Origin of the sequence: Rubrimonas sp., from assembly GCF_036788415.1 — a bacterium.
In the GTDB taxonomy this organism is placed as follows: Bacteria; Pseudomonadota; Alphaproteobacteria; order Rhodobacterales; family Rhodobacteraceae; genus Rubrimonas.
In genome coordinates, this window is the sequence record NZ_DAIQNN010000030.1 from 1 (window position 1) to 20,348 (window position 20,348).

Below are 20,348 nucleotides of genomic sequence, written 5' to 3' on the forward strand. Positions count from 1 at the left end.
ATCAGGACACGATCGCCCGCACCCTGACCCAGATCCGCGGCGGCGACAGCCCGGCCATGGCGGTGCTGCTCTCGGTCGACACTTTCACCCTCTACGACGAGGACGTGATCGCCGCGCTCGACGACCTCGCCGAGACCGACGAGGACCGCGCCTATCTGACCGAATTCTTCCCGGCCTTCCTCGCCAACGGGCAGGTCGGCGGCAAGGTCTGGTCGCTGCCCTTCCAGCGTTCGACCCCGGTGCTCTACTGGAACAAGGACGCCTTCGCCGAAGCCGGCCTCGACCCCGAGACGCCGCCCGCGACCTGGGACGAGATGGTCGAGATGGGCAAGGCGCTGGTCAAGCGCGACGCCGCCGGCAATGTCGCCCGCTGGGGCGTGCGCATCCCGACTTCCGGTTTCCCCTATTGGCTGTTCCAGGGCCTGACCACGGCCAACGGCGCCGTGCTGATGAACGGCGACGGGAACGAGGTCTATTTCGACGCGCCGGAAGTGATCGAGGCGCTGGAATTCCTCGTCGCGCTTTCCGGCGAGCATGGCGTGATGGCGCCGGGGATCATCGAATGGGGCGCGACGCCGCAAGCCTTCTTCGAGGGCGAGTCGGCGATGGTCTGGACGACCACCGGCAACCTCACGAACATCCGCAACAACGCGCCCTTCCCCTTCGGCGTCGCGATGCTGCCGGCGAAGCAGAGCCGCGGCGCGCCCACCGGCGGCGGCAACATCTTCATCTTCAGCGCGGCGCCGGAGGAGACGCAGAAGGCGGCCTTCCGCTTCGCCCGCTGGCTGACCTCGCCGGAGATGGCCGCCGACTGGTCGATCCGCACCGGCTATGTCGCCGTCAGCCCCGCCGCCTGGGAGACCGAGGCGATGAAGGCCTATGCGGCGGAGTTCCCGCCCGCGACCGTCGCGCGCGACCAGCTCGAATTCGCGACCGCCGAGCTGTCCACGCATGAGAACCAGCGCGTGACGCGGGTGCTCAACGACGCGCTGCAGGCGGCGCTCTTGGGCCAGAAGACCCCCGCCGAGGCGCTGGCCGAGGCGCAGGCGGAAGCCACGCGCATCCTCGCCGCCTATCGCTGAGCCGGACGGGATCAGGGGCGGCCCGGGTCTCCGGGCCGTCCGCCCCGCTATGCGCCGATTTTCTCTCACCCCTTATCTGCTGCTCGCGCCGGGATTCGCGCTGCTCGTCGCCTTCACGCATTTTCCGGCGATCCTCGCCTTCTGGCAGAGCCTGTTCACCACGCCGCGCGGCAGACGCCCCGCGCAATGGGCGGGGGCGGACAACTATCTGGCGATGCTCGACGATCCGGTGCTGGCGAAAGTGCTGTGGAACAGCGCGCTCTACGCCGCCGCGACCGTGCCGGCGGCGATCGCGCTCGCCTTCCTGATGGCGCTTTGGGTGAACGGGCGGATGCCGGGGCGGGCCTTCGCGCGGCTCGCCTTCTTCACCCCGACCATCCTGCCGATGGTCGCAGCCGCCAACATCTGGCTGTTCTTCTACACGCCGGGCTTCGGCCTGCTCGACCAGCTCCTTCACGGCGCGTTCGGATTGCCGTCGACCAACTGGCTCGGCTCGGACGCCACCGCGCTCTGGGCGGTGGTCGTCGTGGCGGTGTGGAAAGAGGCGGGGTTCTTCATGATCTTCTACCTCGCCGCCTTTCAGGCCGTGCCGCCGGCGCTGGCCGAGGCGGCGCGGCTCGAGGGCTGCGGGCGCTGGAGCTATGTGCGCCGGGTGCTGATCCCGCTGGTCGCGCCCACCACTCTGTTCGTCGCGGTGAACGCGCTGATCAACGCCTTCCGCGTGGTGGACCACATCTTCGCGATGACCGGGGGCGGACCGAACAACGCGACCAACCTGCTGCTCTTCCACATCTGGGAAGTGGGTTTTCGGTTCTGGGACACCGCGCAGGCCTCGGCGTTGACGGTCCTGCTTCTCGCGATCCTCGGCGTCGCGGCGGCGGTCCAGTTCCGCCTGATGGACCGCGGGACGCATTACCGATGACCGACCGAACGCCGCCGCTGGAGGCCGTGGGCGCCTGGATGCTGGCTGCGCTGTGGCTCGCGCCGATCCTGTTCGCGCTGTGGGCGGCGATCCACCCGCCGGAGTATCTCACCAGCTTCGACCCGCTCGCGCCGCTCACGACCGGGAATTTCGAGCGCGCCTTCGCGGCGGCGCCCTTCGGACGCTACATGCTCAACACTGCCCTGCTGGTCACGGGCGTGATCGCCGCGCAGTTCGTCCTCTGCACGCTCGCCGCCTACGCCTTCGCGCGGTGGACGTTTCCGGGCTCGGGGCTGCTGTTCGCGCTGGTGCTGGTGCAGCTGATGGTCGCGCCGGAAATCCTGATGGTGCAGAACTACGCCACCGTCAGCCGGCTCGGCCTGCTCGACAGCCTCGCCGGCGTGGCGATCCCCTATCTCGGCTCGGCGCTGGGCGTGTTCCTGCTGCGCCAGACGTTCCGGCAGGTTCCCAAGGAACTGGAGGAGGCCGCCGTTATCGAGGGCGCGGGGCCGCTGACCGTGCTCTGGCGTGTCTATGTGCCGCTCGCCCGCCCGGTCTACGTCGCCTATGGGCTGGTGATGGCGAGTTTCCACTGGAACAATTTCCTGTGGCCGCTGGTGGTGACGAGTTCTGTCACGACGCGGCCCGTCACCGTGGGCCTTCAGGTCTTCGCGAGCGTCGATCAGGGGATCGACTGGGCGGTGATCTCGGCGGCGGCGCTGGCGACTTCGGCGCCGCTGCTGATCGGCTTCCTGCTGTTCCAGCGCGCCTTCGTGCAGAGCTTCATGCGCGCCGGCATCCGCTGATCCGCCGCCCTTTGCGCGCCGTCCCGCGCGCGCTAAACCCGCCTGCGCAACAACGGGACCGCTGCGATGACCATGGACAAGACTTTCGACGCCGCCGAGGCCGAGCCGCGCCTCTACGCCATGTGGGAGGCGGAAGGCCGCTTCAAGGCCGGCGCCAATGCGCGGCCCGGCGCCGAGAGCTTCTGCGTCGTCATCCCGCCGCCCAACGTCACCGGCTCGCTGCATATGGGCCACGCGCTCAACAACACGCTGCAGGACGTGCTGGTGCGCTGGAAACGGATGCAAGGCGCTGACGTGCTGTGGCAGCCCGGCACGGATCACGCCGGCATCGCGACGCAGATGGTGGTCGAGCGCAAGCTGGCGGAGGAGGGGAACCCGGGCCGGCGCGAGATGGGGCGGGCGGCGTTCGTCGAGCGCGTCTGGCGGCAGAAGCGCGAGTCCGAATCTGTGATCCTCGGGCAGCTCCGCCGCCTCGGCGCCTCCTGCGACTGGTCGCGCACCCGTTTCACCCTCGGCGAGACCGACGACGACCAGATGAGCCGCGCCGTGCTGACCGTGTTCAAGCGGCTCTACGACGAGGGCCTGATCTATCGCGGCAAGCGGCTGGTCAACTGGGACCCGCATTTCGAGACCGCCATCTCCGACCTCGAAGTCGAGAACGTCGAAGTCGACGGCCACATGTGGCACTTCAAATATCCGCTCGCCGGCGGCGAGACCTATGAATATGTCGAGAAGGACGCGGACGGAAACGTCACCCTGCGCGAGACGCGCGACTATATCTCCATCGCAACGACGCGCCCCGAGACGATGCTGGGCGACGGCGCGGTGGCGGTGCATCCATCCGACGAACGCTACGCGCCGATCGTCGGAAAACTCTGCGAAATCCCGGTCGGGCCGAAGGAACACCGCCGCCTGATCCCGATCATCACCGACATGTATCCCGACCCGGACTTCGGCTCGGGCGCGGTGAAGATCACCGGCGCGCACGACTTCAACGATTACGGGGTGGCGAAGCGCAACGGCATCCCGTGCTATCGGCTGATGGATACGAAGGCGCAGATGCGCGCGGATGGTGCGCCGTATGCGGAGTGCGCTGCTGAAGCCAACCGCCTCGCGGGTGTGCCAGATCCGCATGCGGAGTCCGGTTTTGTTTTCGATACCGGCCCCAAGACCGAGGACGATATCGACCGCATCAACCTCGTGCCCGACGAGTATCGCGGGCTCGACCGCTTCGAGTGCCGCAAGCGCGTCGTCGCGGCGATCACCGCCGAGGGGCTCGCGGTGACGACCACGGACGGGCAGGGGAACCCGGTTCCCTTGGTCGAGGCCAAGAAGATCATGCAGCCCTTCGGCGACCGCTCGAAAGTCGTCATCGAGCCGATGCTCACCGACCAGTGGTTCGTTGACGCTGCGAAGCTGGCGGTGGAGGCGCGCTCTGCGGTGGCGGACGGCCGCACGAAGTTCGCGCCGGAGAACTGGTCCAAGACCTATTTCCAGTGGCTCGACAACATCGAGCCGTGGTGCATTTCGCGCCAGCTTTGGTGGGGGCACCAGATCCCTGTTTGGTATGGGCCTTCCCTCAAAGTGGATTCCTTGCCGCCTCATGATTACGAACTCGACTTCGAGGATACGATCCCGTTCTGCGGGGTCGATTTTGCGTCCGCGGCTCATAACGCCATCGAGAGCTATTACCGACCGAAGGGCTTTGAATTCTCTGGTGTCACTGAGTTGGAAAGCTGGAGCGCCTTAGAGAGCGTTGCCGATCTAGACGGAAAAATCCCCTTCGTCCGCGACCCCGACGTCCTCGACACCTGGTTCTCCTCCGCCCTCTGGCCCTTCTCCACCCTCGGCTGGCCCGACGACACGGCGGAGCTGAAGAAATACTACCCCACCGCCGTGCTCTCCACCGGCTTCGACATCATCTTCTTCTGGGTCGCCCGGATGATGATGATGGGGCTGCACTTCATGGACGAAGTGCCGTTCCGCGACGTCTACATCCACGCCCTCGTCCGCGACGACAAGGGCCGCAAGATGTCGAAATCCCTCGGCAACATCATCGACCCGCTGACGCTCATCGACCAGTACGGCGCCGATGCGGTGCGCATGACGCTGACCTCGATGGCCGCGATGGGCCGCGACCTCAAGCTCGACGTCTCCCGCGTCGAGGGCTACCGCAACTTCGCGACCAAGCTCTGGAACGCCGCCCGCTTCACCGAACTCAACGGCTGCGCGCGCGACCCCGGTTTCGACCCCGCCGCTTGCCGCGCCCCCGTCAACCGCTGGATCGTCGGCGAGACGGCGCGGCTGCGCGCCAGCGTCGACGCGGCCCTGACCGCGTATCGCTTCAACGACGCCGCCAACGCCCTCTACGCCCATGTCTGGGGCGTCTATTGCGACTGGTATCTCGAATTCGCCAAGCCGCTCCTGCAAGGCGAGGACGACACCCACCGCGCCGAGACGCGCGCCTGCGCCGCCTGGGCGCTCGACCAGCTTCTGGCGCTCCTGCACCCGATCATGCCTTTCGTCACCGAGGAGCTGTGGCGCCAGACCGGGCCGCGCGCGACGCCGCTCATCCACGCCGACTGGCCGGCGCTCGACCCCGAGACGCTCGCCGATCCGCAGGCCGACGCCGATCTCGGCTGGACCATCGCCGCCATCGAGGCGATCCGCTCGGCGCGGGCCGAGATGAACGTGCCGCCGGCGGCGCAGCTCGAACTGGTGGCGGTCGGCGCGGACGAGGCCGCGCGGGCGCGGCTCGCGGCCGGCGACGCGCTGATCCGGCGGCTCGCGCGGCTCTCCGCCGTCGCCTTCGCCGACGCCCCGCCGAAAGGCGCCTTGAGCGCCGCCGTCTCGGGCGCGACGCTCTGCCTGCCGCTCGCCGGCGTGATCGACGTGGAGGCCGAGCGGGCGCGGCTGCGCAAGGCCGCCCAGAAGGCCGAAGCCGAGATCAAGGGCATCGACGCCAAGCTCGCCAACGCCGCCTTCCTCGCCAAGGCCCCCGAGGCGGTGGTGGACGAGCAGCGCGCCCGGCGCGCGGCGGCGGCGTTCGAGGCCGAGCGGCTCGGCGCGGCGCTCGCGCGGCTGGCCGAGATCGCCTGAGACCTCAGAGGTCGAGCGGGCGGCGCAGCGAGGTGAGCACGCCGGTCGCGCGCTCGGCGCGCCGCGCGTCGGCTTGCGCGCGGGCGCTTTCGGCGCGGCGCTGGAGGTCGGCGGCGCCGAGCGCGCGGGCATGGGCGAGGGCGGCGGCGTCGCGCGCCGCCCCGGCCTCGACGTCGCGAAGCGCCGACCGCTCGCGCGCCGCGCGCGCCGCCCGTTCGAAGGCGCCCCGCTGCGCCCACGCCCGCTGCAGGGCCGCGCCGTCCTCGGGCGCGTCGTCATAGGTCTGCGCGACCGCGGCGTCGGCGCGCGCCGCGGCTTCGGCCTCGGCCCGCGCGCGCGCCTGCGCCGCCGCGAGCTCGGCCAGCGCGCGCTTCTCCTTCAGCTCGGCGAGCTTGCGCAGGGCGGCGAGAGGGTCGACGGGCATCGGAGCGCTCCCTTCAGTCGGCGCGCGGGCGCGGGCGGAATCCCTGCTCGCGGGCGCGGCGGCGGATGTCCTCGGCGAAGCGGATCGCGGCGGCGACGGCGCGGTAATGGTCGGGGTGGACCTCCTTGCCGAGGTCGACCGTCGCGTGCAGCGTGCGGGCGGTCGGCGGGTCGCGATGGATCGGCACGCCCGCCTCCATGGCCCGCGCGCGGATCTGAGCCGCCACCGCGTCGACCCCCTTGGCGACGCAACGCGGCGCCGCGCCCGGCTTGCGGTCCCATTTCAGCGCCACGGCGTAGTGGGTCGGGTTGACGATCACCACGTCGGCCTTGGGAACCTGCTGCAGCATCTGGTTGGTGGCGATGGCCTCGGCGCGGGCGCGGCGGGCCTGCTTCATGTAGGGGTCGCCGTCGACCTCCTTGCTCTCCTTGCGCAGGTCTTCGAGCGACATCCGCAGCTTGCGGGCGTGGTCGTAGCGCTGCCAGAGAAAGTCGACCGCGGCGATGGCCACGGAGATCGCGGCGACCAGCGTCAGCAGCGAAACCCCCATGCGGCTCAGCTCGCTTGGCAGGGCGCGCGCCTCCATCCCCGCCGTGCGCACCAGCTGCTCGGCATGGGCGATCAGCCACCACCAAAGCGCCGTGGAGATCAGCGCCATCTTGGCGGCGCTCTTGAGGAACTCCACGATGCCGGTCGGGCCGAACTTGTTGCCCGCCACCTCGATCGGGTCGATCCGCGAGAGCTTGGGCTTGAGCTTTTCGGTGGAGGCGACGATGGCGCGCTGCGCCAGCAGCGAGGCCAGCACCGCCGCCGCCGGCGCGAGGAACACCGGCGCCGTCGCGAGCGCCGCCTTGCCCGTCAGCCAGCCTGCGAGCGCCAGCCCGCCGGGCCCGAGGATGCGCCCCTCCAGCCGGTCGACCGAGCCGAGAAACACCATCGCGGCTTGCGTGAACTGCTCCGCGGCGGCGGCGCCCAGCGTCAGCAGCATGCCCAGAAAGGCGAGATAGGCGGCGGCGGCGTTGACGTCGATCGAGCGCGGCACGTCGCCCTTCTCGCGGGCCTGGTCGAGCTTGCGCTCGGTGGGCTCGAAACTCTTGTCCTGGCCCTGATCGCCGTCCTCGGCCATGCCGCCCTCCGCTCAGGGCCGCGCGAAAAGCGGCGCGGCCATGACGTCGGTCAGGTCGTCGCCCCAATGGCGCAGAGCCACGGGCGTGGCGAGAAACATCAGCAGAAGCGCGCCGGCGGTGATCGCGGGCGCGCCGACGAAGGCGACCATCAGCTGCGGCATCGCCTTGTTGATCGCGCCCAGCGCCACATTGTAGACGAAGGCCGCCAGCACGAAGGGCGCGGCGAGCGACAGCGCGAGCGAGAACGCCCCCGCCACCCGCCGCGCGCCCCAGTCGGCGACTTCCGCGCCGAGCGGAAAGACCCCGAAGGGCAGATGCTGGTAGCTCTCGATCAGCGCGGCGGCGGCGTAGGCCGGCAGCCCCAGCGCGAAGGCGAGCACAATCCCCGCCACCGCCAGCAGATTGGCGTAAGCGGGTTGCGGGTCTGCGGTGAGCCCCTCGCCGAACATTTGCGCGACCGAGGTCGCCTGCGCCGCCATCGAGCCCGCCATCTGCAGCGCGAAGATCATCAGCCGCACCGACAGGCCCAGCACCATGCCGCAGACCGCCTCCGCCACCATGGTCCGCCCAAGCTCCGCCGGGGTCGCGCCGACCAGATCGGCGAGCGGGGCGACCGCGGGCCAGATCAGCGCGCCGAGCGCCAGCGCGCCGCCCAGCTTGACGCGCGCAGGCAGCGCGTTCTCGCCGAGGCCGGGCAGCAGGGCGACCATGGCGCTGACGCGGGCGAACACCGCGAAGGCGGCGTAGACCGAGGCCTGTCCCATCTGCAGGAACGGGTCGAGCCGGGCGAGGATGTCCTCGGCGGTCATGGCCCGGCGCTCACGCGACGCCGACCAGCGCGGGCTTCACATCCGAGCCGATCTCCTCATAGGACAGCACCGGGTTGGAAAGCCCCTTCGCCGACAGCACCGTGCGCACGAAGCGCCGCCGCCGGGTCGAGGTCGCCACCACGGCGCGCCGCCCCGACCGCGCGGCCTCCGCCACCTTGTCGGCGACGGCCTTGGCGAGGCGGTTGAATTCGGCCGGCGGCAGGGCGACGTCATGCGTCCCGCCTTCGCCGGGGCTCTCATGGGTCTGGAACAGCGCCTCCCATTCCGGCCCGAGCTGGACCAGCGGCAGCGCGCCGTCGGCCTCGCGCAGCTCGGCGACCAGCTGGAAGCCGAGCCGCCGGCGCACATGCTCGACCACGTTCTCGGCCGCGCCATAGGCCCGGCCCTCGGCGATGGCCTCCAGGATCAGCGGCAGGTTGCGCACCGACACCTGCTCCTCCAGCAGAAGCCGCAGCACGCCCTGCAACAGGTCCACCGGCACCTTGTCGGGGACGAATTCGTCGAGGATGCGCCGGTTGGCCTCGGCGCGGATCGGGTCGGAGACGGTGACGAATTCCTCCAGCAACCGGCGCAGCACGCGGCGGCTGAACAGGCGGCCGAAATTGTCCTTGATGGTCTCCAGCAGATGCGTCGCCACCACTTCGACCGGGCCGACCACCGCCATGCCGGTGAGGCTCGCCTCCTCCTTGCGGTCGGCGTCGATCCAGCGGGCGGGGGCGCCGTAGACCGGCTCGCGCACGTCCTCGCCCGGGGTGAGCAAGGGTCGGGTCTCCGACAGCAGCGCCAGCACCTTGCCCCGGCGCAGGATGTTGCGCGAGGCCTCCACCCCTTGGATGCGGATGGCGTATGTCCCGTCGGGCAGCGCGGGGTCGTCGGTCAGGCGGATGTCGGGGATCACGACGCCCCAGGCGGCGGCGATGTGCTGGCGGATGTTGGCGATGCGCGCGTCGAGCCCGGTCGCGGGGTCCATCACGGTCGCGACGAGGTCCGGGGCGAACAGCACATGGATCTCGTCGAGGTCGAGCGTGTCGCCGAGCGTCTTCTTCGGCGCTGCGTCGGTCTTCTCGTCGACCTCGGCGGGTTTGACGAGGGCGGCCCGCCGCTCTTTCTCGGCGAGCCACGCCGCGCCGCCGAGCGCCGCCGAGCCCATCAGGAAGGGAATGAAGGGCAGGCCGGGCAGCAGCGCGAACAGCCCCAGCAGCGCCGCCACCGTCGCCAGCGCCAGCGGATAGGCGCCGAGCTGGCGGGTCAGCGCCCGGTCCGCCGCGCCGAAGGCCCCGCCCTTGGACAGCAGCAGCGCCGAACCGATCGAGATGATCACGGCGGGGATCTGGTTCACCAGCCCGTCGCCGACCGTCAGGATCGCATAGGTGCGGAAGGCGTCGCCGATGTCCATGCCGTGGACGCCCGCGCCCATCGCCACGCCCATAAGCAGGTTCAGCAGCGTGATCAGCAATCCCGCCACCGCGTCGCCCTTCACGAATTTCGACGCGCCGTCGAGCGAGCCGAAGAAGGTCGTCTCCTCCTGCTCCGTCTTGCGCCGCGCCGACGCTTCGGCGTGGCTGATCGCGCCGGCGGCCATGTCGCTGTCGATGGCGAGCTGCTTGCCGGGCATGCCGTCGAGCGCGAAGCGGGCGCCGACTTCGGCCATGCGGCCTGCGCCCTTGGTGATGACGATGAAGTTGACGATCAGCAGCACGCCGAACACGACGAGCCCGAGGAACACGTCGCCCCCCATCACGAACATCGCCACGCCCTCGATCACCGCGCCGGCGGCGTCGGTGCCCTCATGCCCCTGTCCGATGATCAGTTTGGTCGAGGAGACGTTGAGGCTGAGCCGCAGCATCAGCGAGGCGAGCAGCACGGTGGGAAAGGCCGAGAAGTCGAGCGGGCGCTCGATGAAGAGCGTCGTCGTGAAGATCAGGATCGCCAGCGCGAAGGAGGCTGCGAGCCCGATGTCGAGCACCCAGGAGGGCACCGGCAGCACCATCATCACGATGATCGCCATCAGCGCAACGGCGAGGAACACCGTGGGCTGGCGCAGCATCGCGAAGTTGAACTCGGGCAGGGCGATGGGGGCGGCGGGCTCGGCCATGTGCGTCTAGTCGATCAGGGCGCGGGAGGCGCCGCGCAGGAGAGGGCCGCCGGACAGGCGCAGAAGCCCGCCCTGCGTCGGGTGGAACATCGCCGTCGCACCGGTTCCGAGCCGCACGGCCACGGCGCCTGCGCTTCGCTCCGCCGCCGCCGCGCGCAGCCGCCATTCCGGCGGGACAGGGCGGCGCGTGGAGACTGGGGGCGGCGCGGCGGCGATCCGGGGAGCGTCCGCAGGGGCGGAAGGATCGAAGGGCGCGTCGGGGTCGCCGCGGGCGAGGATGTCGTCGAATCGGGCGCGGTAGCGCTGCACGAAATGCGGCGTGCGCGAATGGTAGAAGCCGGCCGCCTGCGACCAGTTCGCGGTCTCGGCGAACAGGCCCGAGAGGAACCGCGCCGCATAGTCGGCGTTGGCCTCCGGCTCGAACATCTCCTCGACCGAGGCGAAATGCTCGCCATGCCAGCGGTAGTTGATCTGGAAGCAGCCGACGTCGAAGCTGCGCGCGCCGCGCGCCATCTCGCGCTTCACATAGGCCAGCGCCTCGGCGCGGCTGTCGAACCAGCGCCCCTTGCCCTCCATGTTGACGGTCCACGGCCAGGGCTGCAGCCGCCCGCCCTTCGCCCGCCCCGTCTCGGTGCGCGTCAGCGTGCGCAGCACGGCGCGCGGGATGCCGCGCGCGTCGGCGGCTGCGTCTGCCGTGGCGAGGCAGATCGCCGCCGGATCGTCCAGCGGCGCCGCCTCGCGCGACGCCTGAGCCGGTCCGGCGAGCGCGGCGAGCGCGATCAGCGCGGCGAGGGCTGCGCGCATCTCAGCCCCCCGCGACGAGGGCGAGGATACGGCGCTGGTAGAACTCCACGAGCAGCATCCCCGTGCCGCCCATGCTGATCCAGAACACCACCGCGATGGCGGCGAGCTTTGGCACGAAGGTGAGCGTCATCTCCTGCACCGAAGTCAGCGCCTGGAAGAGGCCGATGGCGACGCCGGTGATCAGCGCCACGGTCAGCACGGGGGTCGAGACGACGAAGGTCGTCCACAGCATCTCGCGCAGGATGTCGAGAATCTGGCCTTCGCTCACGCCGGCTTCTCCGGGCTGGCGGGGCCGGGCCGAGGCGCGCGCGCGTCAGACCGGCATCCGCAGGATTTCGTTGTAGGCTTCGACCACCTTGTCGCGCACGGTGGTGGCGGTCTCGACGGCGAGCTCGGTCTGCGCCAGCGCCTGCACGACCGACTGCGCGTCGGCGCGCCCTGCCAGTCCGGACTTGACCGTCTCCTCCGCGCCGCGCAGGGCGCGCAGAGTTTCGAGCGCGCCGTCCTGCAGCGAATTGGCGAATTGCGCCGGCGCCTGCTGCGTGGGTTGCGCCGGTTGCGGCTTGGCGTGGGTGGCGGCGTCGGCGTAGAGCCGGCCGGCGAGGGGGGCGCGGACGTCCATTCAACTCACCGCTTCAACAGGTCGAGCAGCGACGACGACATGCGCCGCGCCTGATCGAACATGCGCAGATTGGCCTCATAGCTGCGCTGCGCCTCCCGCGCGTCGGCCACTTCGACCACCAGCGAGACGTTGGAGCCATCGTAGACCCCCTGCTCGTTCGCCAGCGGATTGCCGGGATCGTAGATCTGCGCGAGCGGCGCCTGGTCGAGCCGCACCGGCCCCGTCACCTGCACGCCGCCCTGGCGCGCGGCCTCCTCGAAGCTGATCATCTTGCGCCGGAAGCCCGGCGTGTCGGCGTTGGCGATGTTCTCGGAGATCAGCCGCAGGCGGCGGCTCTGCGCCTCCATGCCGCTCGCCGCGACCGAGAACGTGGAGATGAAGTCGCCCATGCCCCGCCCTCCTCACCGGCCCAGCGCTTTGCGCAGAATGTCGAGCGTCTTGCCGTAGACGGCGGTGGCGCGGTCGTGGTCGCCCAGCGCCTTGGCCGCGCGCGCCAGCTGGTCGTCGAGCGCCACGTCGTTGCCGTTGGGGCTGTCGGCGCCCATCGCGCTGTCGAGGCGGGCCTCCAGCGCGCGCGCCTGCGCGTGGTGCAGATGGCCGGGCCGCGTGGCGCGGGGCCCTTCGGAGGCGCGCGACATCAGCTCGGTGAAGGGGGTCAGGTCGCGGGCGCGATAGCCGGGCGTGTCGGCGTTGGCGACGTTGCGGGAGATGAGGTCGTGACGCGCCGAGGCGTGACGCCCCAGGGCGTCGGCCATGCGCAGGATCGCGAGATCGGTCATCGGGGGTTCTCCCTCGTCTTTCGCAACCGGCAGTTAAGCCCTCAGGCGTTACCGATGCGTCACCGCCGCCGGAACGGCCCCGCGGAAAAATGCGGAGCATTGTCTTGAAATCGCTCGACGCGCTCGCCTCCGAACTCGACCGGCTGACGCCGCTGAAACTCTGGGGCCGCGTGAGCGCGGTCGGCGCGGCGAGCCTGCGCGTCGGTGGGCTCGAGGCCGCCGCGCGGCGCGGCGACCGTCTGCGCGTGGCCCCGCAGGGCCGTCCCGAACTCCTCGCCGAGATCGTCTCGCTCTCGCCGGAAGGGGCCACTGCGATGTGGTTCGGCACGGGCGAAGGCGTCGCGGTCGGCGACAGGGCGTGGCTAGAGCCGCAGGCCGGCGTCCGCCCTGGCCCGGCCTGGATCGGCCGGGTGGTGGACGCCTTCGGCGCGCCGCTCGACGGGCGCCCGCTCGCCGACGGCCCGGCTTTCGCGCCGCTGCGCCGCGCCCCGCCGCCCGCCGCGCAGCGCCGGGCGTTGGGCGCGCGGCTGGAGACCGGCCTCGCCGTCTTCGACACGCTGCTGCCCATCGCGCGCGGCCAGCGCATCGGGCTGTTCGCGGGCTCCGGAGTCGGAAAATCCACATTGCTCGCGCAGCTCGCGCGGGGGGTCCAGGCGGATGTGGTCGTGCTCGGGCTGATCGGCGAGCGGGGGCGCGAAGTCCGGGACTTCATCGAGAACGTGCTCGGCCCGGAGGGGATGAAGCGCGCCGTGGTCGTCGCCGCCACCGCCGACCAGTCGCCGCTCGCCAAGCGACAGGCGGCCTGGCTCGCCACCGCCGTCGCCGAGACCTTCCGCGACGAAGGCCGCCATGTCCTGCTCCTGCTCGATTCCATCACCCGATTCGCCGAAGCGCATCGAGAAGTCGCCCTCGCCGCGGGCGAAGCGCCGAGCTTGCGCGCCTATCCCCCTTCCACGGCTCACGCCATCGCCAGCCTCGTCGAGCGGGCGGGGCCGGGGGCGGGGGCGCAGGGGGATGTGACGGCGGTCTATTCGGTGTTGGTCGCCGGGTCGGACATGGAGGAGCCGGTCGCCGACATCACGCGCGGCGCCATCGACGGCCATGTGGTGCTGGAGCGGACCATCGCCGAGCGCGGGCGCTATCCTGCGGTGGACGTGCGCCGCTCGGTGTCGCGCAGCCTGCCGGGCTGCGCCTCCCAGGCCGAGAACGCGCTGATCGCGCGGGCGCGGCGGCTGATCTCGGTCTATGAGGATAGCGAACCGATGATCCGCACCGGGCTTTACGCCGCCGGGGCCGACCCGGAAGTCGACGCGGCCATCGCGGCGCATGGGCCTCTGGAGGCTTTGATCGCGGCCCCTGCGCTCCAGGGGGCGGCGGGCGCCTTCGCCACGCTCGCCGCCGCGCTCGGGAACCAGACGCCTCGCAGTCAGTAGGCGCCCTCGGTGCGGAACAGGCGCAGCGGCGTCAGCAGCAGGATCTTCAGGTCGAGCAGGAACGACCAGTTCTCGATGTAGTAGAGGTCGTGTTCGAAGCGCTGCTTCAGCTTCTCGGGGTCGTCGATCTCGCCGCGCCAGCCGTTGATCTGCGCCCAGCCGGTGATGCCGGGGGGCACCTTGTGCCGACCCGAATAGCCCTCCACGATCTCGGTGAAGGTCTGTTGGCGGCTGGACACCGCGTTGAGCGCATGCGGGCGAGGGCCGACCAGCGAGAGCTCGCCGGCGATCACGTTGAAGAGCTGGGGCAGCTCGTCGATCGAAGTGCGCCGGATGAACGCGCCGACGCGGGTCACGCGCAGATCGCCCTTCACGACGATCGAGCGGGCGGTCGGGTCGGCGGCCTCGTGGCGCAGCGAGCGGAACTTCCAGACCCGCACCGGTTGGTCGTTGAAGCCGTGACGCAGCTGGCGGAAGAAGACGGGGCCGGGCGTGTCGAGACGGATCGCGAGCGCGGTCGCCAGCATGACCGGCGACAGCGCGACCAGCGCGAGGCACGCGACGGCGATGTCGAAGCCGCGCTTCAGGAGCCGCGCGCCGCCTGCGACAGGCTGGCGCATCACGTCGATGAGGGCGCCGTCGCCCCCGGTCCCGTGCTGCGGAAAGGCGAAATCGGCGCTGTAGGCCGACAGGCGCACGTCCACGGGCAGCACCCAGAGCTGCTTGAGCAGCGACAGGATGCGCTGTTCGGCCGAGAGCGGCAGCGTGACGATCAGCATGTCGATGCGCGCGATCCGGGCGAAGGCGACGAGTTCGGCGACCGTGCCGAGCTTGCGCACCCCCGCCACCAGCGGCGGCGAGCGGTCGTCGCCGCGGTCGTCGAACATGCCGACGATGCGGATGTCGTTGTCCGCGCGCGACTTTAGGCCCGCGATGAGCTTCTCTGCGTTGCCGCCGCCGCCGACGACCACCGCCCGCCGCTCTGTGACGCCGGCCTGAAGCGCCCAGCGCGCCGCCGCAGCCGTCAGAGCGCGCAGCGGCGCGAGGGCGAGCAGCCCGGCGAGTCCGATCGCCCCCGCCGCCGCCCCCGCCGCCGAAGCGCCGCCGAGCGCAGCGGCGGCTGCGAGACCTGCGGCCCAGAAGGTCGCGAACGCTGCGCCGAACCCCGCGCCGAAGCGCCTCAGCGCGCGCAGGCGATAGCGCCCCGCCGCGCCGAGCGCCCCAGCTGCGCCGAGCGCCCCTGCGACGGCGAGCGCCGCCTGCGCGCCAGAGCTCCCCGGAGCGGCGAAGCCGAGCGCGAGCCAGAGCGCGGCGAACATCGCGGCGGCCTCGAGCGCCCCGGCGATCAGGGCGAGGTTGGCGGGCCGCAGCGGCGCGGCGCGCAGGGTTTCCGCGACGTGCTCGGCGTCGCCGCTCAGCGCCGCGTCGGCGCGGGCTTCGGCCGAGTTCGCCGCACGGACCCGATCGAGCGTCAGGCCCGCCCATCGATCGACAGCCGACATCGGAACTTCCTCCGGACATGGGACGCGCCACCGCGCCGCCGCCATTTCTATCGGGCGGGCATATTTGCCGGAGTGCTAAAGGTGCGATTTTAGCGATCGGCGCAGGCGAGGCGCTTTCGCTCAGCCCTCCGTCGCCGGCCCGTCATAGGTCCAGCGATAGGCGGGGGGCGTCGGACCCTTGTTGCGACCGCCCTGCTGCATCTGCTCCCAGGCGTGGGCGACGGCGCCCACCGAGCGCGACAGGCAGAACAGCCCGCGCGCGAGCGGCGCCGCGAAGCCGAGTTCGGCGTAGATCACCGCCGTCGCGCCGTCGATGTTCATCGGCACGGGCGCGCCCCTTCGGCCGGCGAGTTCGGCCTCGACCGCGCGTGCGATGGCGGCGAAGCGGCCCGAGACCACGCCTTGCGCCGCGGCCTCGTCGACCAACCCCAGCAGCCGCGGCGCGCGGGGGTCGACCGGCTTGTGGAAGCGGTGGCCGAATCCGGGGAGGTATTTCGATCGCTCGGCACGCCAACGGTCGATCTGCGCGGCGGCCGCCCGGTCCAGCGGCGTCGCCTGCGCTGCGGCGTCGATGGCGCAGTAGAGCTCCACCGCCTGCTCGCCGGCGCCGCCATGCACGTCGTCGAGCATGTTGACCGCGCTGGCCAGCGCCCCGTTCAACCCGAGCCCGCAGGTCACCGCCATGCGCGCAGTGGCGATGGAGGGCGCCTGCGGCCCGTGATCGACCGCAGCCACCAGCGCCGCCTCGAGGAGCTTCGCCTGCGCGTCGGTCGGCAGGTCGCCGCGGGTCAGCAGCCAGATCATCTGCGGGAAGGTGACGTTTCCGATCAGCGTCTCGACCGGATGGCCGCGAAAGGCGATCCGGCCCGGCGCCATGTCGATGATCGACGTGCGCCACCAGTCCGAGACGTCGCTCATATCACCCCCTCCGCGCAGAGCTTCGCGATCTCGTCCGCGTTCAGCCCGAGCGCGCCCCAGACCTCCGCCGCATGCTGGCCCAGCATCGGCGGCGGACTCGCGACATGCGGACTCTCGCCGTCGATGCGCACCCCCGTCGTCGCCACCTCGATGGGCCGACCGACGCCGGGAACCTCTTCGAAGCGGCTCAGAAAGCCCCGGCCGGCCACCTGCGGCGAGGCGAGCGCCTCGGGCACGGTGAGCACGGCGCCCGCCGGCACGCCGAGGGCGTTGAGCTCCTCGGCCCACTCGTCCGCGGGACGCCTGCGGAGGGTTTCCTCCAGCGCAGCGCGCAGGGCGAGGCGGTTGCGCTTGCGGTCCTCGCGCGTCGCATAGTCGGGGTCGGCGAGCAGGTCCTCGCGCCCGAGATGGCGGCACAGCGCGACCCATTGCTCCTGCTTGTTGGCGGCGATGTTGATCGGCCCGCCGCCCGTCTCGAAAGCTCCCGACGGGGCGGATGTCGGATTCTCGTTGCCGTTCGGCTGCGGTTCGACGCCGGCGATCAGGTGGTTGGAGACGACCCAGCCCATGGTGGCGAGCACCGACTCGAGCATCGAGACGTCGAGCATGCAGCCGCGCGGTTCGGCGTTCAGCGCCGCTGCGACGGCGAAGGCGGCGGTCATGCCGCCGACGGTGTCGGCGATGGGATAGCCGACCCGCAGCGGCGCGCTCGCCCCGTCTCCGGTGATCGACATCGCCCCCGAGGCCCCCTGGACGATCTGGTCGTAGGCCGGGCGCGCCCGCCACGGCCCCTGCTGGCCGAATCCGGAGATGGCGCAATAGACCAGCCGCGGGTTCGCGTCCTTCAAAGTCTCGTAGCCGAGGCCGAGCCGGTCCATCACGCCGGGGCGGAAATTCTCGACCAGCGCGTCGGCGCCGGCGACGAGGCGCTTCAGGAGGTCTTTTCCGCGCGGGTCCTTGAGGTTGAGCGTGACGGATTTCTTGCCGGCGTTCTGCGCGAGGAACGACACGCCCATGCCGCGCGCGTTGAGGTCGGGATCGGCGCCGAGACTGCGCGCCAGATCGCCCGAGCCGACCGCCTCGACCTTGATCACCTCGGCCCCGAAATGCGCGAGCTGGCAGCAGCAGAACGGGCCTGCGAGCACATTGGTCAGGTCGAGGACGCGGACGCCGGCGAGGGGGCGCATGGGCGGGGTCTCCGGAGCGCGGATCGCAGCCATGCGCACTAGCAGAGCGGCGCTGCGGGGTCCATCCGGGGCGCCGTCGCCACGGCGGCGACGGATCGGGCGGCGAAGCGGGCGACGGAGCGCCGCCCGAACTCGCCGCCCCGAGCGCGCGCCTCGACCGCGCCGCGGCCTCGGCGCTCAGTATTCGGGCGTCACGCCCCACACGTCGCGTGCGTAGCCCCGGATCGTGCGGTCGGACGAGAACATCCCCATCCGCGCGACGTTGAGGATCGCCTTGCGCCGCCAGCCGTCCTGATCGCGCCACGCCGCGTCGATCTCGCGCTGCATCTCGTAATAGGCGGTGAAGTCGGCGCAAACCTGGAACCAGTCATGGTGGCGCAGATTTTCGACGAGCGCCGCGTAGCGCGTCGGCTCTTCGGGCGAGAAAGCGCCGGCGGCGATCTGGTCGACGACTTCGGCGAGATGCGGATCGGCGTCGATGGCCTTGGAGGGATTGTAGCCGGCCTCGCGGATCGCCAGCACCTGCTCGGCGGTGTGGCCGAAGATGAAGATGTTCTCCCAGCCGACCTGCTCGCCGATCTCGACATTGGCGCCGTCGAGCGTGCCGACGGTCAGCGCCCCATTCATCGCGAACTTCATGTTGCCGGTCCCAGACGCCTCCTTGCCGGCGGTGCTGATCTGTTCGGACAGGTCCGAGGCGGGGATCAGGATTTCGGCCATCGAGACGTTGTAGTTGGGCGGATACACCACCGACAGCCGGCCCCGGCAGGCGGGGTCGCGGTTGATCGCGCGCCCGACGTCGTTGATCAGCTTGATGATCAGCTTGGCCATGGCGTAGCCCGGCGCGGCCTTGCCGCCGAAGATCTTGACGCGCGGCGCCCAGACGGCGTCGGGATCGCGGCGGATCGCGTTGCGCAGGGCCGCAGCCTCCAGCACGTTCAGCAGCTGGCGCTTGTACTCGTGCATCCGCTTGATCTGCACGTCGAACATCGCGTCGACGGGGATGTTCTGCCCGTGCGCGCTTTCGAGCCAGCGCGCGAAACGGCGCTTGTTCGCCGTCTTGATCATCGCGAACCGGGCGCGGAAGGCGGGGTCGTCGGCGTGCTTCTCGAGAGCGCGCAGCCGGTCGAGATCGGTCACCCAGCCTTCGCCAAGCGCGTCGTTGAGCAGGCTGCGCAGACCCGGATTGCATCCCCAGATCCACCGCCGGGGCGTCACGCCATTGGTTTCGTTGACGATGCGCTCGGGATGCAGCGCGTGCAGCTCCGCGAACACCGTCTTCTTCATCAGCTCGGTGTGCAGCGCGGAGACGCCGTTGACGCGGTTGGCCGAAATGAAGGCCAGATCGCCCATGCGGACTTCGCCGCCGTCCACGATCTTCACCGAGGCCGGGCGCGTGTGCCGCTTGGCGTGCAGCGCGTCGATCCGCTCAATGATCTGCATGTGGCGCGGCAGCGCCTGCGCCATCAGGTCCACCGACCAGCGCTCCAGCGCCTCTGGCAGCAGTGTGTGGTTGGTGTAGTTGAGGCAGCGCCGCGCCACGTCGAAGGCGGCCTCGAACCCCATTCCGTGCTTGTCGGTCAGCAGCCGCACCAGCTCCGGCGCGGCGATGGCGGGGTGGGTGTCGTTGAGCTGGATCGCGCAGGCCGAAGGCAGTTGCGTCATGTCGTTGGAATGGGCGAGATAGCGGCGCAGGATGTCGGCGAGCGAGGCGGCGGTGAAGAAATACTCCTGCTTCAGCCGCAGCTCCTTGCCTTGCGGCGTCGTGTCGTCGGGGTAGAGCACGCGGCTGATCGTCTGGGCGAAGACGCTCGGCGCCGCTGCGCCGAGATAGTCGCCATGGTTGAAGCGTTCGAGGTCGAACTCGAAGACCGGCTGCGCCGACCACAGGCGCAGCGTGTTGGCCCAGCGCCCGCGCCAGCCGGGAACCGGCGTGTCGTAGGCGACCGCCATCACCGTCTCGGCGGCCTTCCACATGCCGCTGTCGCCGCTGACCCGCGCCTCGCCGCCGAAATTCACCGGATAGGCGACTTCGGAGCGTTCGAACTCCCACGGATGGGCCTGGCGCAGCCAATCCTCGGCCTCCTCGCCCTGCCAGCCGTCATGGAAGCTCTGGCGGAACAGGCCGTGGGCGTAGCGGATGCCGTAGCCATGCGCGGCGACGCCGACCGTCGACATCGAATCGAGGAAACACGCCGCGAGCCGCCCCAACCCGCCATTGCCCAGCGCCGCGTCCGGCTCGTCGAGCACAAGCGCGGAATAGTCGACGTCGAGGCTCTCGACCGCGCCGCGCGCGGCCTCCTCGAGGCCGAGATTGTTGATCGCGTCTTCCAGCAGCCGCCCGATCAGGAACTCCATCGAGAGGTAGTAGACGCGCTTGCGGTTGGCCCCGTAGATCCGATTGGTCGTCGTGAACCAGGGATCGACCAGCAGGTCGCGAATCGCCCGCGACAGGGCGAGCCGCCAGTCGGTGAGCGTGGCTGTGGGCGTGTTCTTGCCGATCGAATAGCGCAGATGGCCGAGCATCGCCTCGCGCAGCGTCTCCGCCGTCACGGGCTGGTCGGATTTGAGAGCGACCGACATGTCGCCGAACGTACCATACATGCGCTGGCCCCCCGAGCCTCGGCGAAGACCCGCCGGCTGGAACAGGTCTATATTCGTTTGCGCGCCATTCAACCGCGACCATGGTGAGTGAGCGCTTAACGCGCCCTTGTGTCG

The 20,348-nt window shown here is 70.7% G+C and carries 18 protein-coding genes; 5 read left to right on the plus strand and 13 right to left on the minus strand.

All coding sequences use genetic code 11. From position 1 onward, the window contains the following. The 4 genes from V7Q31_RS09185 to V7Q31_RS09200 all read left to right on the plus strand — a co-directional run. On the plus strand, nt 1-1,082 hold a 1,082-nt coding region (locus V7Q31_RS09185), incomplete at its 5' end, for an ABC transporter substrate-binding protein (RefSeq protein WP_333833419.1). 49 nt (nt 1,083-1,131) lie between these two features. Continuing rightward, a complete protein-coding gene (locus V7Q31_RS09190; protein WP_333833420.1) occupies nt 1,132-2,004 on the plus strand; it encodes a carbohydrate ABC transporter permease in 873 nt (290 codons plus the stop codon). After that, the gene (locus V7Q31_RS09195) at nt 2,001-2,810 is read left to right on the plus strand and encodes a carbohydrate ABC transporter permease (protein ID WP_333833421.1); all 810 of its coding nucleotides are present in this window, start codon (nt 2,001-2,003) and stop codon (nt 2,808-2,810) included. Before V7Q31_RS09190 ends, V7Q31_RS09195 begins: the two co-directional genes overlap by 4 nt. Before the next feature lie 66 nt (nt 2,811-2,876). Continuing rightward, nucleotides 2,877-5,909 carry a valine--tRNA ligase gene (locus V7Q31_RS09200; protein WP_333833422.1) on the plus strand — a complete coding sequence of 1,011 codons (3,033 nt, stop codon included), beginning with the start codon at nt 2,877-2,879 and terminating at the stop codon, nt 5,907-5,909. A 4-nt stretch (nt 5,910-5,913) separates the two neighbouring features. Here the strand turns inward: V7Q31_RS09200 and V7Q31_RS09205 are convergent, their stop codons facing one another. Genes V7Q31_RS09205 through V7Q31_RS09245 form a run of 9 tightly spaced genes read right to left on the minus strand, consistent with a single transcriptional unit; the run spans nt 5,914 to nt 12,590 of the window. Next, complete coding sequence (locus V7Q31_RS09205) at nt 5,914-6,333, minus strand: hypothetical protein (RefSeq protein WP_333833423.1); 420 nt, start codon at nt 6,331-6,333, stop codon at nt 5,914-5,916. A 13-nt stretch (nt 6,334-6,346) separates the two neighbouring features. Continuing rightward, complete coding sequence (locus V7Q31_RS09210; protein ID WP_333833424.1) at nt 6,347-7,459, minus strand: EscU/YscU/HrcU family type III secretion system export apparatus switch protein; 1,113 nt, start codon at nt 7,457-7,459, stop codon at nt 6,347-6,349. Between the two features lie 12 nt (nt 7,460-7,471). Further along, nucleotides 7,472-8,269 (minus strand): flagellar biosynthetic protein FliR, encoded by a 798-nt coding sequence (locus V7Q31_RS09215; protein WP_333833425.1) that lies wholly within the window; start codon nt 8,267-8,269, stop codon nt 7,472-7,474. Between the two features lie 10 nt (nt 8,270-8,279). Beyond that, nucleotides 8,280-10,385 carry a flagellar biosynthesis protein FlhA gene (locus V7Q31_RS09220; protein ID WP_333833426.1) on the minus strand — a complete coding sequence of 702 codons (2,106 nt, stop codon included), beginning with the start codon at nt 10,383-10,385 and terminating at the stop codon, nt 8,280-8,282. 6 nt (nt 10,386-10,391) lie between these two features. Then, a complete protein-coding gene (locus V7Q31_RS09225) occupies nt 10,392-11,189 on the minus strand; it encodes a lytic transglycosylase domain-containing protein (RefSeq protein WP_333833427.1) in 798 nt (265 codons plus the stop codon). A gap of 1 nt (nt 11,190) precedes the next feature. After that, nucleotides 11,191-11,457, minus strand: a complete 267-nt coding sequence (locus V7Q31_RS09230) for a flagellar biosynthetic protein FliQ (RefSeq protein WP_333833428.1) — start codon at nt 11,455-11,457, stop codon at nt 11,191-11,193. Nucleotides 11,458-11,502: 45 nt separating this feature from the next. Next, nucleotides 11,503-11,811: a flagellar hook-basal body complex protein FliE gene (locus V7Q31_RS09235; protein ID WP_333833429.1), complete on the minus strand. Its 309-nt coding sequence runs from the start codon at nt 11,809-11,811 to the stop codon at nt 11,503-11,505. A 5-nt stretch (nt 11,812-11,816) separates the two neighbouring features. Beyond that, nucleotides 11,817-12,200, minus strand: coding sequence for a flagellar basal body rod protein FlgC (flgC, locus tag V7Q31_RS09240; protein ID WP_333833430.1), 384 nt, complete (start codon nt 12,198-12,200; stop codon nt 11,817-11,819). 12 nt (nt 12,201-12,212) lie between these two features. Then, entirely contained in the window at nt 12,213-12,590 is a 378-nt protein-coding gene (locus tag V7Q31_RS09245) for a FlgB family protein (protein ID WP_333833431.1), read from the minus strand. 89 nt (nt 12,591-12,679) lie between these two features. Between V7Q31_RS09245 and V7Q31_RS09250 the strand changes: the two genes are divergently transcribed. Continuing rightward, the gene (locus V7Q31_RS09250) at nt 12,680-14,023 is read left to right on the plus strand and encodes a FliI/YscN family ATPase (RefSeq protein ID WP_442976440.1); all 1,344 of its coding nucleotides are present in this window, start codon (nt 12,680-12,682) and stop codon (nt 14,021-14,023) included. On the opposite strand, the gene V7Q31_RS09255 is transcribed toward V7Q31_RS09250, so the two are convergent. From V7Q31_RS09255 to V7Q31_RS09270, 4 genes are all read right to left on the minus strand, one after another. After that, complete coding sequence (locus tag V7Q31_RS09255) at nt 14,017-15,525, minus strand: exopolysaccharide biosynthesis polyprenyl glycosylphosphotransferase (RefSeq protein ID WP_333833433.1); 1,509 nt, start codon at nt 15,523-15,525, stop codon at nt 14,017-14,019. The genes V7Q31_RS09250 and V7Q31_RS09255 overlap by 7 nt on opposite strands. A gap of 120 nt (nt 15,526-15,645) precedes the next feature. Next, nucleotides 15,646-16,443, minus strand: a complete 798-nt coding sequence (locus tag V7Q31_RS09260) for a citryl-CoA lyase (RefSeq protein WP_333833434.1) — start codon at nt 16,441-16,443, stop codon at nt 15,646-15,648. Further along, on the minus strand, nt 16,440-17,630 hold the full coding sequence (locus tag V7Q31_RS09265) for a CaiB/BaiF CoA transferase family protein (RefSeq protein WP_333833435.1): 1,191 nt from the start codon (nt 17,628-17,630) through the stop codon (nt 16,440-16,442). The genes V7Q31_RS09260 and V7Q31_RS09265 overlap by 4 nt, the downstream gene beginning before the upstream one ends. A gap of 177 nt (nt 17,631-17,807) precedes the next feature. Continuing rightward, a complete protein-coding gene (locus tag V7Q31_RS09270; protein ID WP_333833436.1) occupies nt 17,808-20,234 on the minus strand; it encodes a glycogen/starch/alpha-glucan phosphorylase in 2,427 nt (808 codons plus the stop codon). Nucleotides 20,235-20,348 lie beyond the last annotated feature (114 nt).

What these genes read in the sequence shown, in the direction of transcription:
- V7Q31_RS09190 (WP_333833420.1), top strand. Translation starts at nt 1,132, where the DNA reads ATGCGCCGATTTTCTCTCACCCCTTATCTGCTGCTCGCGCCGGGATTC.
- V7Q31_RS09195 (WP_333833421.1), top strand. Translation starts at nt 2,001, where the DNA reads ATGACCGACCGAACGCCGCCGCTGGAGGCCGTGGGCGCCTGGATGCTG.
- V7Q31_RS09200 (WP_333833422.1), top strand. Translation starts at nt 2,877, where the DNA reads ATGACCATGGACAAGACTTTCGACGCCGCCGAGGCCGAGCCGCGCCTC.
- V7Q31_RS09205 (WP_333833423.1), bottom strand. Translation starts at nt 6,333, where the DNA reads ATGCCCGTCGACCCTCTCGCCGCCCTGCGCAAGCTCGCCGAGCTGAAG.
- V7Q31_RS09210 (WP_333833424.1), bottom strand. Translation starts at nt 7,459, where the DNA reads ATGGCCGAGGACGGCGATCAGGGCCAGGACAAGAGTTTCGAGCCCACC.
- V7Q31_RS09215 (WP_333833425.1), bottom strand. Translation starts at nt 8,269, where the DNA reads ATGACCGCCGAGGACATCCTCGCCCGGCTCGACCCGTTCCTGCAGATG.
- V7Q31_RS09220 (WP_333833426.1), bottom strand. Translation starts at nt 10,385, where the DNA reads ATGGCCGAGCCCGCCGCCCCCATCGCCCTGCCCGAGTTCAACTTCGCG.
- V7Q31_RS09225 (WP_333833427.1), bottom strand. Translation starts at nt 11,189, where the DNA reads ATGCGCGCAGCCCTCGCCGCGCTGATCGCGCTCGCCGCGCTCGCCGGA.
- V7Q31_RS09235 (WP_333833429.1), bottom strand. Translation starts at nt 11,811, where the DNA reads ATGGACGTCCGCGCCCCCCTCGCCGGCCGGCTCTACGCCGACGCCGCC.
- flgC (WP_333833430.1), bottom strand. Translation starts at nt 12,200, where the DNA reads ATGGGCGACTTCATCTCCACGTTCTCGGTCGCGGCGAGCGGCATGGAG.
- V7Q31_RS09245 (WP_333833431.1), bottom strand. Translation starts at nt 12,590, where the DNA reads ATGACCGATCTCGCGATCCTGCGCATGGCCGACGCCCTGGGGCGTCAC.
- V7Q31_RS09250 (WP_442976440.1), top strand. Translation starts at nt 12,680, where the DNA reads ATGCGGAGCATTGTCTTGAAATCGCTCGACGCGCTCGCCTCCGAACTC.
- V7Q31_RS09255 (WP_333833433.1), bottom strand. Translation starts at nt 15,525, where the DNA reads ATGTCGGCTGTCGATCGATGGGCGGGCCTGACGCTCGATCGGGTCCGT.
- V7Q31_RS09260 (WP_333833434.1), bottom strand. Translation starts at nt 16,443, where the DNA reads ATGAGCGACGTCTCGGACTGGTGGCGCACGTCGATCATCGACATGGCG.
- V7Q31_RS09265 (WP_333833435.1), bottom strand. Translation starts at nt 17,630, where the DNA reads ATGCGCCCCCTCGCCGGCGTCCGCGTCCTCGACCTGACCAATGTGCTC.
- V7Q31_RS09270 (WP_333833436.1), bottom strand. Translation starts at nt 20,234, where the DNA reads ATGTATGGTACGTTCGGCGACATGTCGGTCGCTCTCAAATCCGACCAG.